At 72.5% G+C, this 15610-nt stretch carries 18 protein-coding genes; 5 read left to right on the top strand and 13 right to left on the bottom strand.

The features are described from left to right. Positions 1 to 87: 87 nt before the first annotated feature. On the bottom strand, positions 88 to 738 hold the full coding sequence (locus tag ACFU97_RS40665) for a phosphoribosyltransferase (protein ID WP_384266839.1): 651 nt from the start codon (positions 736 to 738) through the stop codon (positions 88 to 90). A gap of 155 nt (positions 739 to 893) precedes the next feature. Continuing rightward, the gene (locus ACFU97_RS40660) at positions 894 to 1400 is read right to left on the bottom strand and encodes a MarR family winged helix-turn-helix transcriptional regulator (protein WP_384266837.1); all 507 of its coding nucleotides are present in this window, start codon (positions 1398 to 1400) and stop codon (positions 894 to 896) included. 286 nt (positions 1401 to 1686) lie between these two features. Here ACFU97_RS40660 and ACFU97_RS40655 point away from each other — a divergent pair, with 286 nt between their 5' ends. Next, entirely contained in the window at positions 1687 to 2133 is a 447-nt protein-coding gene (locus ACFU97_RS40655) for an ATP-binding protein (RefSeq protein ID WP_384266835.1), read from the top strand. A 193-nt stretch (positions 2134 to 2326) separates the two neighbouring features. Next, positions 2327 to 3034, top strand: coding sequence for a B3/4 domain-containing protein (locus tag ACFU97_RS40650; RefSeq protein WP_384266833.1), 708 nt, complete (start codon positions 2327 to 2329; stop codon positions 3032 to 3034). A gap of 23 nt (positions 3035 to 3057) precedes the next feature. Here ACFU97_RS40650 and ACFU97_RS40645 read toward each other — a convergent pair whose 3' ends face one another. The 3 genes from ACFU97_RS40645 to ACFU97_RS40635 form a co-directional block, all read right to left on the bottom strand. Next, a complete protein-coding gene (locus ACFU97_RS40645) occupies positions 3058 to 3759 on the bottom strand; it encodes an SDR family oxidoreductase (protein ID WP_384266830.1) in 702 nt (233 codons plus the stop codon). A gap of 117 nt (positions 3760 to 3876) precedes the next feature. Continuing rightward, entirely contained in the window at positions 3877 to 4464 is a 588-nt protein-coding gene (locus ACFU97_RS40640) for a PadR family transcriptional regulator (RefSeq protein WP_384266828.1), read from the bottom strand. Between the two features lie 60 nt (positions 4465 to 4524). Beyond that, complete coding sequence (locus tag ACFU97_RS40635; RefSeq protein WP_384266825.1) at positions 4525 to 5322, bottom strand: SGNH/GDSL hydrolase family protein; 798 nt, start codon at positions 5320 to 5322, stop codon at positions 4525 to 4527. 106 nt (positions 5323 to 5428) lie between these two features. On the opposite strand from ACFU97_RS40635, the gene ACFU97_RS40630 reads away from it, so the two are divergent. Next, the gene (locus tag ACFU97_RS40630; RefSeq protein ID WP_384266823.1) at positions 5429 to 6406 is read left to right on the top strand and encodes an alpha/beta fold hydrolase; all 978 of its coding nucleotides are present in this window, start codon (positions 5429 to 5431) and stop codon (positions 6404 to 6406) included. Between the two features lie 51 nt (positions 6407 to 6457). Here ACFU97_RS40630 and ACFU97_RS40625 read toward each other — a convergent pair whose 3' ends face one another. The 4 genes from ACFU97_RS40625 to ACFU97_RS40610 form a co-directional block, all read right to left on the bottom strand. Further along, entirely contained in the window at positions 6458 to 7237 is a 780-nt protein-coding gene (locus ACFU97_RS40625) for an SDR family NAD(P)-dependent oxidoreductase (RefSeq protein ID WP_384266822.1), read from the bottom strand. A gap of 50 nt (positions 7238 to 7287) precedes the next feature. Then, complete coding sequence (locus ACFU97_RS40620; RefSeq protein WP_384266820.1) at positions 7288 to 8394, bottom strand: NAD(P)/FAD-dependent oxidoreductase; 1107 nt, start codon at positions 8392 to 8394, stop codon at positions 7288 to 7290. A 154-nt stretch (positions 8395 to 8548) separates the two neighbouring features. Then, a complete protein-coding gene (locus ACFU97_RS40615; protein WP_384266817.1) occupies positions 8549 to 8932 on the bottom strand; it encodes a VOC family protein in 384 nt (127 codons plus the stop codon). An 8-nt stretch (positions 8933 to 8940) separates the two neighbouring features. Beyond that, positions 8941 to 9894 carry a LysR family transcriptional regulator gene (locus tag ACFU97_RS40610; RefSeq protein ID WP_384266814.1) on the bottom strand — a complete coding sequence of 318 codons (954 nt, stop codon included), beginning with the start codon at positions 9892 to 9894 and terminating at the stop codon, positions 8941 to 8943. Positions 9895 to 10103: 209 nt separating this feature from the next. Between ACFU97_RS40610 and ACFU97_RS40605 the strand changes: the two genes are divergently transcribed. Beyond that, positions 10104 to 12407, top strand: coding sequence for an FdhF/YdeP family oxidoreductase (locus ACFU97_RS40605; protein ID WP_384266812.1), 2304 nt, complete (start codon positions 10104 to 10106; stop codon positions 12405 to 12407). 29 nt (positions 12408 to 12436) lie between these two features. Here the strand turns inward: ACFU97_RS40605 and ACFU97_RS40600 are convergent, their stop codons facing one another. Beyond that, positions 12437 to 13102 (bottom strand): SDR family NAD(P)-dependent oxidoreductase, encoded by a 666-nt coding sequence (locus tag ACFU97_RS40600; RefSeq protein ID WP_384266810.1) that lies wholly within the window; start codon positions 13100 to 13102, stop codon positions 12437 to 12439. 115 nt (positions 13103 to 13217) lie between these two features. Continuing rightward, entirely contained in the window at positions 13218 to 13790 is a 573-nt protein-coding gene (locus tag ACFU97_RS40595) for a dihydrofolate reductase family protein (RefSeq protein ID WP_384266808.1), read from the bottom strand. Between the two features lie 270 nt (positions 13791 to 14060). Between ACFU97_RS40595 and ACFU97_RS40590 the strand changes: the two genes are divergently transcribed. After that, positions 14061 to 14573 (top strand): signal peptide protein, encoded by a 513-nt coding sequence (locus ACFU97_RS40590; protein ID WP_384266806.1) that lies wholly within the window; start codon positions 14061 to 14063, stop codon positions 14571 to 14573. Positions 14574 to 14588: 15 nt separating this feature from the next. On the opposite strand, the gene ACFU97_RS40585 is transcribed toward ACFU97_RS40590, so the two are convergent. Together ACFU97_RS40585 and ACFU97_RS40580 are read right to left on the bottom strand one after the other, a co-directional pair. Then, entirely contained in the window at positions 14589 to 15023 is a 435-nt protein-coding gene (locus ACFU97_RS40585) for a nuclear transport factor 2 family protein (RefSeq protein WP_384266803.1), read from the bottom strand. 25 nt (positions 15024 to 15048) lie between these two features. After that, a complete protein-coding gene (locus ACFU97_RS40580) occupies positions 15049 to 15600 on the bottom strand; it encodes a YciI family protein (protein WP_384266801.1) in 552 nt (183 codons plus the stop codon). Between the last annotated feature and the right edge of the window lie 10 nt (positions 15601 to 15610).

The following is a 15610-nucleotide window of genomic DNA, read 5'->3' as shown; positions in this document are numbered from 1 at the left end:
GGAGGGACGGCGTCGAGGCCGCCCCATCTACGGTGGCCCCGGTCTCTGCCCTCGCCCACGCAGGCGGCGATCGGCCGTCGGCCGCGCTCAGGGCCCGGCCGTCGCGTGCAGGGTCCGCAGCACGTCGTCGTCCGTGAGCTGGTCGAACTCCTCGTAGCAGTTGCCCACGGCCAGGAAGGCGGGCGGGCGCTGCAGGCAGAGCACCTCGTCGGCCTCGGGCCGCAGGCGGTCGGCCGCGTCCGGTGAGCCGACGGGCACGGCCAGGACGAGGCGGGCGGGTTCCCTGCGCCGTACGAAGCGCAGGGCCGCGCGGGCCGTCGAGCCGGTGGCGAGCCCGTCGTCCACGACGATCACGGTCCGGCCCTTGAGCTCGGGCGCGGGACGCCCCTCCCGGTAGAGGTCCTCGCGGCGGTGGAGCTCCTCGCGCTCCCGCTCGACCACCGGGGCGAGTTCCGCGTCACCGAGGCCGAGCTCGCGCAGGGACTGCTCGTCGTAGAGCGGTTCGTCGTCGCCGACGATCGCGCCGACGCCGAGTTCCTCCTCGTACGGGACGCCGATCTTCCGTACGACCAGGACGTCGAGCGGCGCTTCGAGCGCCGACGCCACCTCCTGGGCCACGGTGACACCGCCGCGGGGCAGGGCGAGGACGACGGGATCGCACAGCATGCCCTTCTCCTGCTCGATCCGCAGTCTCGCGGCCAGTTCCCGCCCGGCCTGTTCACGGTCATGGAACTGCATCTGGGTCGCCGCTCCCTTCCCGTCCGTTCGCGCTGGATCATCTTTCGGCTCCGGTCGTGCGGGTACCCGCACGGAGTGAAGTACCTCTGCAGATGATTCCAAGGATCCGCGAAGATGAACCCGTGCCTACCGCGCCGGCGGCCGGACCGCCCTGGTCACCGGCGCCGCCACGGCAGCACCGCCGGGGCGGTCTCGGTGCCCTCGGCCCGGTGCAGGGCGTCGCTGATGGCCTCGCCGATCTCCGCGAACTGCCGCACCTGTTCCGGACTGAGGGCGTCGAACACCGCCCGGCGAACGGCCTCCACATGGCCTGGAGCGGCGCGTTCCAGCAGAGCGCGCCCCGCGTCGGTGAGGACCGCGAGCTGACCGCGCCCGTCGGCGGGGTCCTCGCGCCGGTCCACGAGGCCGAGGTCGCGCAGCCGGTTCACGGCGTGTGTCAGCCGGCTGCGGGTGATCTTGAGCCGCTGGGCCAGTTCGGACATGCCGAGGGAGCCGTCGGGCGCCGCCGACAGATAGGCGAGCAGGCTGTAGTCGGCGTGCGTCACGCCCGCGTCGCGCCGCAACTGCCGGTTCAGATGGTCGCCGAGCAGGGTGGAGAAGTCGACGTAGGCCAGCCAGGCCCGTCGCTCCTCCGCGTTGAGCCAGCGGGGCGTGGTCGACATGGACCCACTTTAGCGCGAGCGAGTTTGAACCTTCAATCACAACCGGCCGGACCGCACCTTGCCGCCCCGCGGTTCACAGGGGGTGCGCCTGGGCACGGATCGAGGCTGGAACTGCACGGGACGAGCCGTACAGATATGGCCAGATTCAACAGCTCATCGTGTGCGGAGTGACATTGTTCGGTCACTGGGCGCTTCTACCAGTGTCGAGTATTTTCGACGGCATTAGGGAGGGATGCGTGTGGGACATCGGGGAGGGATGCGTGTGCGCAAGTCGGGAGGGGTGCCAGTGCTGAGGCGCAAGACGTTGCGGCTTCCCCGGCATCCGGCCTCGGTGGGGCTGGCCCGGTACCGGGTACGCCAGCATCTGGCCGCGTGGGGGCACGCGACGGGGGACGAGATCACGGAGCGGGTGGTGCTGCTGGCCTCGGAGCTGGCGGCGAACGTCGTGCGCCACGGGCCGATCATGGAGCGCGAGTTCGAGATGGCGGTGACGGCGCGGGCCGACGGCTCCTGCTTCATAGCGGTCTCCGACGAGAGCGCGGAGAACCCCGTCCTGCACGAGATACCCACCGCGGAGGACGAGCGCGGCAGGGGCCTGCACCTCGTCGACCAGCTGGCCCAGAACTGGGGCGTACGGCACCGGGGACGGCACGGCAAGACGGTGTGGGCGGTGGTGCGCCACCAGCGTCCGCACGGCGCGGCCCAGACGGCGCAGAAGCGGCAGCACAAGTAGGGGCCCTCCCGGCACGCCCCGGGCTCCGGTTCCCGCGGCGCGGCAGGTGCGCGGGGGGGGGGCGTCGCCGCCGCATGCGGCGGCCGGTCCGGCGGCGGAGCGAGCACCGGGCCGCGCCCGGTACGGTCCTGTTCGCCCTCCGCAGGCGCAGACCGCGCCCGTCCGCCCCACCCACCGCACAGGACCTCGCCCCATGACCGTGTTCCGCATCAGCCCCGCCGTCGCCGACTCCTTCCCCGACGCCCTCGTCGCCCTGGTCACCGCCACCGGCCTGCGCGGGCACGAACCCTGGCCCGCCACGACCGCCGCCCTCGACGATCTGGAGCGGCAGCTCGCCGACGGCGCCTGGCAGCCGGCCGACGAGGGCGATCCCCGTATCGAGGCGTGGCACACCGCCTACCGCTCCTTCGGCACCAACCCCCGCCGCATCCGGCCCAGCGTCGACGCGCTCGGCCGCCGTATGGCGAAGAAGGGCTCGCTGCCGCGCATCAACCCCGCCGTGGACTCGTACAACTCCGTCTCCGTCCGCCACGGCCTGCCGGCCGGCGCCTTCGATCTCGACCAGGTCGCCGGGGACGTCGCCCTCCGGCATGCCGACGGCAGCGAGGAGTTCGTCCCGCTCGGCGAGCCCGGCACGGTGGAGAACCCCAGGCCCGGCGAGATCGTCTACGCGGACGCGGACGGCGTCCTCACCCGGCACTGGAACCACCGCGACGCCCACCGCACCCGGGTCACCGAGGACTCCCGGCGCGTCGCCTTCGCCCTGGAGACCCTGCACGCCACCCGCGACGGCGACCTCCTCAGGACGGCGGCGGACGACCTGCGGTCCCTGCTCGCCCCGCACGCCGAGCAGGTGGCGGTGCACCTCCTGAGCGCCGACCGGCCGGACGTCGACGTCTGACCGGCAGGGCGCCGGAGCCGGCCCTACTGCGCCAACTGCGGGTACAACGCGGCCAGTTCGCCGGACAGTCCCGCCTTCACCTGGCGTGAGACGTCGTCGGCCAGCACCTCGTGGGCTCCGGCCTCGACACCGTCCAGGGCGAGTGAGGCGACCGTGCGGGGGTCCGACTTGGGGGCGTCGATCCGCGTGGTCAGGTCGGTGTCCACGTAGCCCACGTGCAGGCCGGTGACCGCGATGCCGCGCGGCTGCAGCTCCAGGCGCAGGGAGTTGGTCTGCTGCCACAGCGCGGCCTTCGAGGCGCTGTAGGAGCCGGCGCTGCCGAGCCAGGACAGCACCGAGTGGACGTTGAGGATGTGGCCGCCGCCGTTGCGCTCGATGATCGGGGCGAAGGCGCGCGTCACCAGCAGCGGGCCGTAGAAGTTGATGTCGAACTCGCGGCGCACGTCCTCCACGGGCGTGTCCAGGAAGCTCCCGCCGACCGAGTTCCCGGCGTTGTTGATCAGGACGGTGACGTCCTGCGCCTGCTCGGCGGCGGCCGCCACCGAGGCGGGGTCGGTGACCTCCAGTGCCAGCGGGACGGCGTCGGGGTGCGTCACCGTCCGCGGGTCGCGCGCAGTGGCGTACACCTTGCCCGCGCCACGGGCGTACAGCTCCTCCACCAGGGCCTTGCCGATGCCCCGGCTGCCGCCGGTGACGAGGACGACGGCGTTCTTGATAGCGGTCATGACAGAGTCCTTCCAGGGACAGGAAACCGATCGGTTTCACCCTCATGGTAAACCGATCGGTTTCCTGCGCTCAACCCGTCCTGGGTGCCGTCCTCGGCCTCCGCCCGTCCGCCGCCCTCAGCGCCTGTGCGTCCGGCCGATGGCGGCGCGCTCGCCGAGTCTCTTGAGGGCCGTCTCGCTCCAGCGGAGGTTCGCCCGCTCGTAGGCGATCCCGCCCTGCAGGGTCAGGTACGGGCCGATGCGCTCGGCGGTGGCGAGGTACTCCTCCTCGTCGCGCCCGTCGAGCATGCGCTCCTGCATACGCAGATAGCGGGCCAGTTTGGCAGTCGCCCGCTCATGGCGCTCGGCGACCGCGGCCCGTACGGCATCGAACTGCTCGCCCTCCACGATGTCGACGCACTGCACCTTGACCATCAGCTCGTCCCGCATGGCCGGCGGCTTGTCGGGGGCCGTGGCGACGTAGTCGCGCAGAACCCGAAGGCCCGCCTCGGTGAGCGAGAACAGCCGTTTGTTGGGCCGGCGTTCCTGCTGGACGACCCGGGCGGAGACCAGCCCCTCCTGCTCCATCCGCTCCAGCTCGCGGTAGAGCTGCTGCGGGGTGGCCATCCAGAAGTTGGCCACCGAGGCCTCGAAGCCCTTCGCGAGGTCGTATCCGGACGCCTCACCCTCCAAAAGCGCGGCCATCACCGCGTTGCGCAGAGCCATGCGCTCAACGTATCAGCGTGTTGATTAGTCAACAGGTCGACTAGAGCGGTCGCGTGGGGCCTACGACGCCCCCTCGGCGAACGCCGTCACCGGGAGCAGTGCGGGCCGCTTGGCCCGGCGTCCGTCGCCGGACGAGCGACCCCGGACCCGGCGCACGAGCCAGGGGCCCAGGAAGGCGCCCAGCCAGCGCAGTTCGTCGCCGGCGGCCCGCAGTCCCGTGCGCCCCGACAGGTCGGCGGGCAGCGGCCGCGTCCAGCTGTCGTCGCTGCCCGGCACCTCCAGCGCGTGGGCGACCGCGGCGGCGATGCGCGCGTGACCGGCCGGGCTGGCGTGCAGCCGGTCCGCGCTCCAGAAGCGGGGATCTGTCACCGCCGCGTGCGGCGCCGAGTCGGCGACCACGACGTCGTGCCGGCGGGCCGCCTCCCGGATGCGGGCGTTGAGCGCCACGACGCGCGGTGCGAGCGGCCGGGCCAGCGGTGCGATCCGGCCGATGTCGGGGAAGGTGAGCGTCGCGACGCGGGCACCCTGTCCGGTGAGCGCGGCGAACGCGGCCTCCAGGTGGCCGGCCACCTCGTCCGGGTCGAACCGGGGCCGCAGCACGTCGTTGATCCCGGCCACGACCGTGGCCAGGTCGGGCTTCAACTCCAGTGCGGGCGCGAGCTGTTCGGCGCGCACCTGCCCGGCCAGCCGGCCGCGCACGGCAAGATTGGCGTACAGCAGGCCCGGGCTGTCCTGGGCGAGCTGCTCGGCGAGCCGGTCCGCCCAGCCGCGCAGGCCCCGCCCCTCGTCACCGTCGCCGAGCCCCTCGGTCTGGCTGTCCCCCAGGGCGACGTAGCGCAGATATCCACTGGCTGCCACGGCTCGACCGCCTTCCGCCGTCATCACGCACAGGCACCGACTGACCGACTTATTGTTTATTCGCATTGTTGACTATACAGCCGGGAACGCATCTATGCTCCTGCGCATGGTTGAGCATCGCGAGATCGGCGTGAACGGCATCCGTCTGCACATCGCGGAGCAGGGCGAAGGTCCCCTGGTCGTGCTGCTGCACGGCTTCCCCGAGTCGTGGCACTCCTGGCGGCACCAGTTCGGCCCGCTGGCCGAGGCGGGCTTCCGCGTGGTCGCCCCCGACCAGCGCGGCTACGGCCGCAGCGAGCACCCCGCCGACGTGGACGCCTACAGCATCCTGCACCTGGTCGGCGACGTCGTCGGGCTGATCCACGCGCTGGGCGAGGAGAAGGCGTACGTCGTCGGACACGACTGGGGCGCCCCGGTGGCCTGGCACACCGCGCTGCTGCGGCTCGACGTGGTGCTCGGCGTGGCCGGTCTGAGCGTGCCGCCGCCCTTCCGCGGCTCCGAGCCGCCCCTGGCCGCCATGGACCGGCGGTTCGACGGCCGCTTCTACTGGAACTGGTTCAGCCGGCCCGGAGTGGCCGACGCCGAGTTCGCCCGGGACACCCGCACGACGCTGCGGAAGTTCTTCCACATGGGCTCCGGCGACGCGCCCGGCGCGGGCACGGGGCGGCAGCCGCTGATCGAGCCCGGCCAGGGCTGGCTGGAGACCCTGCCGGACCCCGAGGCGCTGCCGGAGTGGTTCACCGAGGACGATCTCGACGCGCTCACCGAGAGCTTCTCCGGAGGCTTCACCGGGCCGCTCAACTGGTACCGCAACATGGACCGCAACTGGGAACTGACGGCCCCGTGGCACGGCGCCGTCGTCACCTCGCCCGCCCTGTACGTCTACGGCGACCGCGACCTGGTGCCCGCCTTCCCCGGCACGCCCGACCTCATCGCCGCCCTGCCCCGCCTGATGCCGAACCTGCGCCGCAAGCCGATCGAGCTGGCGGGCTGCGGCCACTGGACACAGCAGGAACGTCCCGACGAGGTGAACGCCGCGCTCGTCGACTTCCTCACCGAACTCCGGGACGACCCTGCACAGTGACGGCCCCGGCGGCTTCCCGGTACCGGCTGCCGAGCTGCCGGGGCCGCCGTGTCAGTGCACGGACAGCCCGCCGTCGACGAAGACGGACTGCCCGGTGACGTAGGCGGAGGCGCGGCTCGCCAGGAACACGGCGGCGCCCGCGAAGTCCTCGGCCAGGCCGTTGCGGCCGACCATCGTGCGGGCGGCCAGCTCCGCCACCTTCTCCGGGTCGGAGGACAGCCGCGCGTTGAGCGGCGTCATCACGAAGCCCGGCACGAGCGTGTTGCAGGTGACTCCGTACGGCGACCACGCCTCGGCCTGTGAGCGGGCCAGCGACTCGAGCGCGCCCTTGGAGACCCCGTAGGCCCCGCTCTGGACGAACGCGCGGTGCGCCTGCTGCGAGGTGACGTGGATGATCCGCCCGAAGCCGCGCTCGGCCATGCCGGGGCCGAACCGCTGCCCCAGCAGGAAGGGCGCCTCCAGGTTCACCGCCATCGTGGTGTCCCAGACGTCCTCGCCCAACTCCCCCATCGGGGGCCGCAGGTTGATGCCCGCGCTGTTGACGAGGATGTCGGGCTCCCCGAACGCCTCGGCCGCCTGCTCCGCGGCGGCGCGCACGCCGTCGCGGCTGCCCAGGTCGCCCCGCACCCAGGCCGCCCGGCATCCGTCGGCCGTCAACTCGTCGACCGTGGCGGTCAGTTCCGTCTCCCGGCGGGCCACCACCACGACACTCGCCCCGGCACGCGCGAGGGCGCCGGCGATGGCGCGGCCGATGCCGGAGCTGCCGCCGGTCACCACCGCGACCCGGCCGTCCAGCGAGAACAGTTCGGAGAGATACGTCTGCGAGGTCATGCCCGCACCCTAGATCGCCCGTGCGGCCGACCGGATGGCGGCATGGCCGATCACGTGGCGGTGTAGCCGAGCTGGCGCCTCATGTACGGCGTCATCAGCGTCTTCGCCTTGGCCAGCACGGACGTACGGCCGCCGAGGACCGCGCTCTCACCGCCCGGCACGGGCAGCAGGGTCAGCCCGTCGCCCGCCCCGAAGGGCACGATGAGCGGGGTGCGGTGCATCGCCCGGTAGAGGCGCAGCTGCTTGCGGTGCCGGCCCGAACTGGTCAGGTGGGCGCGGATGTTCCAGGCCGCGAGGTCCGCCTGGGCCAGCGCGGCGGGGGTGATCTTGAGTTCGGTGGCGTCGTTGACGTCGCCGACGGCGAACACGTCGAGCCGCCCCTCGACGCGCAGCGTGCGGTCGACCTTGACGTGCCCGGTCTCGTTCAGCCACGCGCCGTGGCCGCCGAGCCGCATCCAGAGGGTGTTGGGCGTGGTGCCGGTCGCCCAGAAGGACAGGTCCGCCTCGATGATCTTGCCGTGGCCGTCGCGGTAGGTGCCGAAGTCGTTGCCGGGCGACATGAACGAGTCCAGGCGTACGTCGACGTCGTGCGACTCCAGCCAGTCGCGCGCCCTGCGTCCGGCGCGCTCGACGCCGGTCGAGTGCAGCAGTGCCGGGCCGGCGTGCGCGAGGGTGACCCGGGCGTCGGGCCGTGCGAGGCGTATCTCCGCGCCGAGTTCCACGCCGGAGGGGCCTCCGCCGACGACGAGGATGTGCTCGGCGGTGGCGATCTTCTGCTGGTGCCCGGCGAGGGCCTTCACCGCCTCGTCGGTGGTGGTGCCGGTGAAGCGGGCCGGTTCGGGGTAGTCGGCGCCGCTGGCGATCACCACCACGTCGTACGGCAGCCGGTCGCCCGTCGCCAGTACGACCTGTCGCTCGGCGGTGTCGATGCGGACCGCCTTGCCCACCACCACACGGCCGTGGCGCAGCAGCCGGTCGTAAGGGATGAAGGGGGTCACCGACCACTCGGGGCGCACGCCCGCGCGCAGGGACGCGATGCGGTGGAAGAAGACCTCCTTGCGGTCCACCAGGCTGACCCGTGCGACCGGGTCCAGCCGCCGGGCCAGCCGGACGCCCGCGTACCCGCCACCGATCACCACTACGTCGCCGTCGTGCACCTCGGGTCTCCCGTGCCTGCGCAGGGAGCGGCGCGAGGTGGACGCACTCGGCCGCTCGGACTGGGGCCGAGCGTAGCGCTTGAAACCTAAAGTTCACCCGGGGGTGTGTGGGCATTCTGTGAAGCGTGGGTCCGGCCCGGACGTCCGCCGCGCGTCAGCCTTCCTCACGGCACAGGCAGAAGGGGTGCCCGGCCGGGTCGAAGAGCACGCGCACGTTCTGCTGCGGCTGGACCGGCGCGAGCACGGCTCCCCCGGCGACGGCGTCGGCGACGGCCTCGTCCAAGTCGCCCACCTGGAAGTCGAGATGCATCATCGGCCGCTGCTCCCCGTCGCCGGGTGGCCACGCGGGCGACCGGTATCCGTCGGCCTGCTGGAAGACGAGGTAGACGGCCCCCTGCGGCGGGGCGACGACCGCCGTCCCGGGCTCCTCGTGCACGATCGGCCACTCCAGAAGCTCCGCGTAGAAGCGGGCCAGGGCTGCGGGGTCCGGCGCTTCGATCGCGGTGCCCCACCACATGCCGCTCGCTCGAGATCGCATACCTGACCTTATCCGGGGCGTCTCGCCGGGCGTGGCGGGTGCAGGCCCTGGTCGGGCAGCCGCTCCAACGTCGCCGCGATCCCCGCCTGTTCGACCGCGTCGATGAGGGCCTGGCCTATGACCGAGACCGGTTCGCGGGCCGGGAGGACCAGGCCGATGCGTTCCGTGCGGACGGGGCGGACCAGGGGGACCGCGTGCATGCCCGGCGGGACGCCGAAGACGTGGAGCCAGGCGTGCGGCACGATGCTCGCCCACTGCCCGGAGCGGACCTGCGCGAACAGGGACGCGATCGAGTCCGTCTCCACGCGGGGGGTCACGGAGACGCCGACCGCTTCGAAGGCCGCCTCCAGGACCTGGCGCCCCTGCATGCCGGGGTGCAGCAGGCAGAGCGGGTGCTGGGCCGCGTCCTCCCAGGAGATCTCCTCCAGGCGGGTGTCGCGGGCGGAGCGCTGGATGAGGAGGACGTAGCGCTCCCGGTACAGCGGCACGAACTTGAAGCCGTGCTCCACGACGGTGCTGTGATAGGTGACGGCGGCGTCGAGCTCGTAGGACCTGAGGCGGTTGACGATGTCCACGGACTGCAGGTCCGCGAAGACCTGGACCGTGGCCAGCGGGTTGGCGGCGCAGAACGGCTGGGTCAGCAGCGCGACCGCCGTGGCCGCGGTCGGCACGGTCCCGATGCGCAGCCGGCCGCTGAGCCCGGCCTGCAGCGCCTGGATCTCGTCCTGCATGGCGTCGCGGTCGGCCAGGATACGCCGGGCCCACAGCACGACACGCTCGCCCTCGGGCGTGAAGCCCTCGAACCGGCGGCCCCGCTGCACGAGCGGGATGCCCAGTTCCTCCTCCAGTTTCCGGATGCCTTCGGACAGGGCCGGCTGGGAGACGTAGCAGGCCTGCGCCGCCTTCGCGAAGTGGCGGGCGCGGGCGAGGGCGACGAGGTACTCGAGTTGGCGGAGCAGCACCCTCCAATGATCCACCGCGGCGCGCCGACCGGCACCGGTGCCGTCCCCGGCGCACCCGTCGCCCCGCGCGGATCGCCCACGCAGCCGTCATCGGTGCCGCCTCTCAACCGATAAGAACTTCCGCTTTGACCTGGGCCGACGCCCTGCCGAAGAGTGGACGCGACGCATGGGCGAGACCGGGGCCCGGCACGGAGAGGGCGTGGTACTCGATGCGGGACTTCGACGAACCGGACGAGGGCGAGCTGTCGGTCTCGGCCCCCAAGACGTGGGCCACCGGCGCTCCCGCCGTCGTCCACGCCCTGAAGTACGCCCTGGGCCAGACCTCGCCGAAGCGGACCGCGCTGACCCTGCTCAGCATCAACCAGGCCAAGGGCTTCGACTGCCCCGGCTGCGCCTGGCCCGAGCCGGCCCCCGGGCAGCGCCACCGCAACGAGTACTGCGAGAACGGCGCCAAGCACATCAGCGACGAGGCCACCTCGCGCCGGGTGACCGCGGAGTTCTTCCGGCAGCACTCGGTCGACGAGCTGAGCCGCAGGTCGGACTACTGGCTCAACCAGCAGGGCCGGCTGACCGAGCCGATGGTGCTGCGCGAGGGCGCGACCCACTACGAGCCGATCGGCTGGGACGAGGCCCTGGACCTGCTCGCCGACGAACTGCGCGCCCTTGACCACCCGGACGAGGCCCTCTTCTACACCTCCGGCCGGCTGGCCAACGAACCCGCCTTCCTGCTCCAGCTGTTCGCGCGCGCCTTCGGCACCAACAACCTGCCCGACTGCTCCAACATGTGCCACGAGTCCAGCGGTTCGGCCCTCGGCGAGACCCTGGGCATCGGCAAGGGCAGCGTCAGCCTCGACGATCTGTACGACTCCGACCTGGTGTTCGTCGTCGGGCAGAACCCCGGCACCAACCACCCGCGCATGCTGTCCGCCCTGGAGGAGACCAAGCGCCGCGGCGGCCAGGTCGTCGCCGTCAACCCGCTACCCGAGGCCGGGCTGCTGCGCTTCAAGCACCCGCAGAAGGCGCGCGGTGTCATCGGCCGCGGCACGGACATCGCCGACCAGTTCCTGCAGATCCGGCCCGGCGGCGACCTCGCCCTGTTCCAGGCCCTGAACCTGCTGCTGCTGGAGGCCGAGGACAAGGAGCCGGGCACCGTCCTGGACCGTGAGTTCATCGAGGCGCACACCACCGGCTACGACGCCTTCGCCGAGCAGCTGCGCGCCACGACGTCCTGGGACGCGGTCCTCCAGGCCACCGGGCTGAGCCGGGACGAGATCGAGCAGGTCCACGAGCGCGTGCTGAACAGCCGCAGCGTCATCGTCTGCTGGGCGATGGGCCTGACCCAGCACAAGCACGGCGTGCCGACCATCCGCGAGGTGGTCAACTTCCTTCTGCTGCGCGGCAACATCGGCCGGCCGGGCGCAGGCGTGTGCCCGGTACGCGGGCACAGCAACGTCCAGGGCGACCGCACCATGGGCATCTGGGAGCGCATGCCGCAGGCGTTCATGGACCGTCTCGGCGCGGAGTTCCGCTTCACCCCGCCCACCCGCCACGGCCTGGACTCGGTCGACTCCATCCGGGCCATGCGCGACGGCCGGGCCAAGCTCTTCGTCGGCGTCGCCGGCAACTTCGTCCGGGCCACGCCCGACAGCGACGCCACCGAGCGGGCGCTGCGCAACTGCCGTCTGACCGCGCACATTTCGACCAAGCTCAACCGCTCGCACGCGGTGTGCGGCCGCGTCGCGCTGATCCTGCCCACGCTCGGCCGCAGCGACCGCGACGTCCAGGCGGGCGGCGAGCAGTTCATGACGGTCGAGGACTCCATGAGCGAGGTGCACGCCACGCGCGGCCGCCTCGCCCCCGCCTCGGAGCACCTGCTGAGCGAGGTCTCCATCATCACCCGGCTCGCCCGGCGGGTGCTGGGCTCCCGACCGGACATCCCCTGGGCGGACTTCGAGGCCGACTACGACCTCGTACGGGACCGCATCGCCCAAGTCGTCGAAGGGTTCCAGGACTTCAACGAGCGGGTACGGCAGCCGGGCGGATTCCGCCTGCCCAACCCGGTCAACGAGCGGGTGTTCCGCACGCCCAGCGGCAAGGCCGTCTTCACCGTCAACGACTTCACCATGCTGGAGGCGCCCAAGGGCCACCTCGTGCTGCAGACGCTGCGCTCGCACGACCAGTGGAACACCATCCCGTACGCGATGGACGACCGCTACCGGGGCATCAAGGGCGGCCGGCGCGTCGTGCTGGTCAACCCGGCCGACCTCGCCGACCTCGGGCTCACCGACGGGGGGCTGGTCGACCTGGTCAGCATCTGGTCCGACGGCTCCGAGCGCCGCGCGGAGGGCTTCCGCCTCGTCGGCTACCCCACTCCCCCGGGTTCGGCCGCCGCGTACTACCCGGAGACCAACGTCCTCGTCCCGCTCGACAGCGTCGCGGACATCAGCAACACGCCGACGTCGAAGGCCGTGATCGTGCGCCTGGAGCGGGCGGAGGAGCGGGTCACGGCCTGACGCGAGGCTTGGCCCCTGGAGGCCGGCCGTCAGGAGTCGAGGTCGTCGGCGAAGTGCCGGTAGCCGTGACGCGTGCGGTGCATGTCCCACAGCGTGTCCGCGAGCACGGCCGGGTCCTTGCGGTGGTGTCCGGGGATGATCGCGCCGGGGATGATCAGCTGCCCGACGTGGATGCCCTCGCCGGCGAGCGTGTCGTGCAGCAGATGGCCGTAGGCGCTCTCGGCGGCGAAGGCGATGGACGTGCCGGCCCGGTCGGCGTGCGGCACGACGGCGCTGCCGCCGTTCACGAACAGCACGGTGCCGCGGCCCAGGGCCCGCATGCCGGGCAGCACCTGCTGCACGGCGGCGACCGGGCCGTAGACGGAGAACTCGATCGGCCCGATGAGGTCGATGTGCGTGGTCTCCAGCACCGGCAGCATGAACTCCCGTTGCGGGACCGGGCTGTACTGCAGGACCTCGATCGGGCCCAGCTCGGTGTGGGCCGTGTCGAGTGCGGCCGCCAGGGCCTTCGGATCGCGTACGTCGGCGGCGAAGCCGCGTGCCGTGATGCCCGCGTCGGCCAGTTCGGCGGCGAGGTCGTTCGCCCGCTGCTGACTGCGGGAGACGAGCGCCACGTCGAATCCCTCACGGCCGAAGCGGCGGGCGGTGGCAGCGCCGAGACCCGGTCCGGCTCCGATGACGGCGATGGTGGTCATGGCGGCACTTCCTTCGTCCGGACGGCTGCGACTGCGGGATCCCACCCGTCCAGCACACCACTTGCCGCACGAGCCCGCTCCCCCGTCACGACATCCGGCACCTGACCGGCACGGATCAGCGACGCACGCGGTAGCGGATGTGGGTGGCCTCCGGGGTGTCGATCACCTGGACGATCTCCAGCTCGACCTCGGACGTCAGCACGTCGAAGAGCCGCCTGCCGCGGCCGAGCAGCACGGGGATCTGGTGGATCTGCACCTCGTCCAGCACCCCGGCGTCGAGCGCGCGCTGCGCCGTGTACGCCCCCCGGACCTGCACGTCCTTGTCGCCCGCGGCGGCCTTGGCCTGGGCCATGGCGCTCTCGATGCCGTCGAGCACGTACGTCACGAGCGGATAGCCCCAGCGGGCGGCGGGTCCGGGCGGGCGGTGGCTGGGCACGAAGATGGGCAGGCCGCCGTGGTCGCCGCCCCAGTGGTCCATGAGTTCGGCGGTCCGCCGGCCGGCGAGGACCGCGCCCGCCGCCGACCATTCGTCCTGGAACCGCGCGGCCACCTCGGACAGCCGTCCGGAGGCGTCGTCGGCGTCCGCCCACTTGTGCAGGCGTTCGCCGTCGTCGCCGCCGAGGAAGTCGTCGGGGTCGGCGATGTATCCGTCGAGTGATACCGACATGTCGAGCACTGAGATGGACACTCCGGCCTCCTGGGTCGTCGATGCGGGTCGTGCGGGCTGTTGTCGTGTAGACCGTCGGCGGCGCCTCAGTTCATCGGCGGTCGCTGTCGGGCCGTCGTCAACCACGCGCCCCGTGCACCACGAGCCCTCACGCACCGCGTCAGCCATTCGGCCGATCCGCCCGGTGGGCGCCGCCCCCTAGGCTGCGCCGGGTGGCGTCGACGACGTCCGGGGCCGACAGCCCTACGGGGCGGGCCGGTTCAGCCGAGCGAACCCGAAGGATCAGCGAACGTGCCGTCGAAGAACAGTCGTCTCCTGCTCGCCTCCGTGGCCCTCGTCGTGGCGGCCTCCGGCCTGACCACGGCGGGACCCGCCAGGGCGGCGACGCGGCAGGCGGCCCCGGAAGCCGCCTCCCCGCCGCAGGTGCGGACGCCCGCCGCACCCCGCCACTACGTGGACGGGCCGGCCGGCTCCCTCCGGGCCGACGGCGAGTGGCACGCGTTCCCGGTCACGTACCGCAACGACTCGGCGGCGGACCGGACGGTCGCCCCGCAGCTGCTGATGGTGTCGCCGGACGGGGGCCCGTATCTGGCCCCGTCGGACATCGTGCTGGAGCGCCTCACGGCCGACGGCTCCTGGGAACCGGTGCGGGTCGGCTCCCGCACCGGCACCCTCTTCACCGACCTCCCCGGCGCCCGGCGCACCCTGCACCCGGGCGAGCGGCTCACCGAGGTCTACCGCCTCACCGTCGTCGCCCCGTCGGCCGAGGGCACGGTCCAGCCGAGGACGGCGCTCTACGACTGAGTCCGGCCGCGTCCACTAGCTGCGCAGGTGGCGGCTCACATCGCCCACCAGGTGGATGCGGACCCGGCGTTCGGCGAACCGCCACCGCCCGTCGCGGCGCACGAAACGGTCGTGGTAGCGGCCCGCGGCGATGGACTGCAGCGGCAGGTCGGGCACGGCCTGGAAGACGGTGACGTAGGAGCGGGCGGCGGCGGTGCCGGTGGCCTCGTCGACCTCCACGGCGATGTTGGTGGTGACGTGGTGGGTGCGCGGCGTGCCGTCCTCGTAGAGGATCACCGTGTCCCGGAGCATCCGCTCGACGGCCGCGCCTCCTTCCAGCGGCGCCCCGCTGCCGACGAACACGGCGTCGGCGAACAGCGCGCCGACACCGGCGAAGTCGCCGGTGTCGACCAGTTCCGCGTACAGGGCGATCAGGTTCGTGACGGCGGAGGTGTCCGCGGCTGCGCTCATGACCTGTGAGGATAGGCGCCCGGGTTCACGAGGGCCGTCCGCCGAACTGCCAGTCGTGGACCTCGACGGCGGCGTACCGGTCCGCCGCCAGGACCGCCCGCGCCGCCTTCTCGTCCGGGGCCCGCAGCAGCGCCGCCGTACCGAGCCAGGTGGCACCGTCGTCCGACAACAGGGGCCCGTACGCGACGAGTCCGTCCGCGTCGTGCGGTACGGCGAGGTCGGCGCCCTGCTCCGGACCGAGGCCCAGCACGAGGTAGCGGTCGCCGCCCTCCCGGCCGCCGGGGAAGTCCCACATGGTGCGCCCCAGCAGGTTGCGCCACCGGCGCAGCATCACGTCACGGTAGACGCCGGCCTGGTAGTTGGGCTCGTCGAAGGCGAACGCGCGGGCGGCGGCGGGACCGGGCAGATCGAGGATGTGCACGCTGCCGCTGGGGGTGTCGCCGTCGGCCGCGAAGGTCGGACCGCGGGCGATCATCTCGGCCGCGTACCGGTCCATGTAGGACCAGTGCTCCTCCGCCAACTCGTGGCGCAGCGCCACGGATCCGGCCCGGTCGCGGTGGTAGCAGAAGTACTCCATGACCACGGAG

This window comes from Streptomyces sp. NPDC057616 (assembly GCF_042800575.1).
Taxonomy (GTDB): domain Bacteria; phylum Actinomycetota; class Actinomycetes; order Streptomycetales; family Streptomycetaceae; genus Streptomyces.
This window is presented reverse-complemented; position numbering and strand designations above follow the sequence as displayed.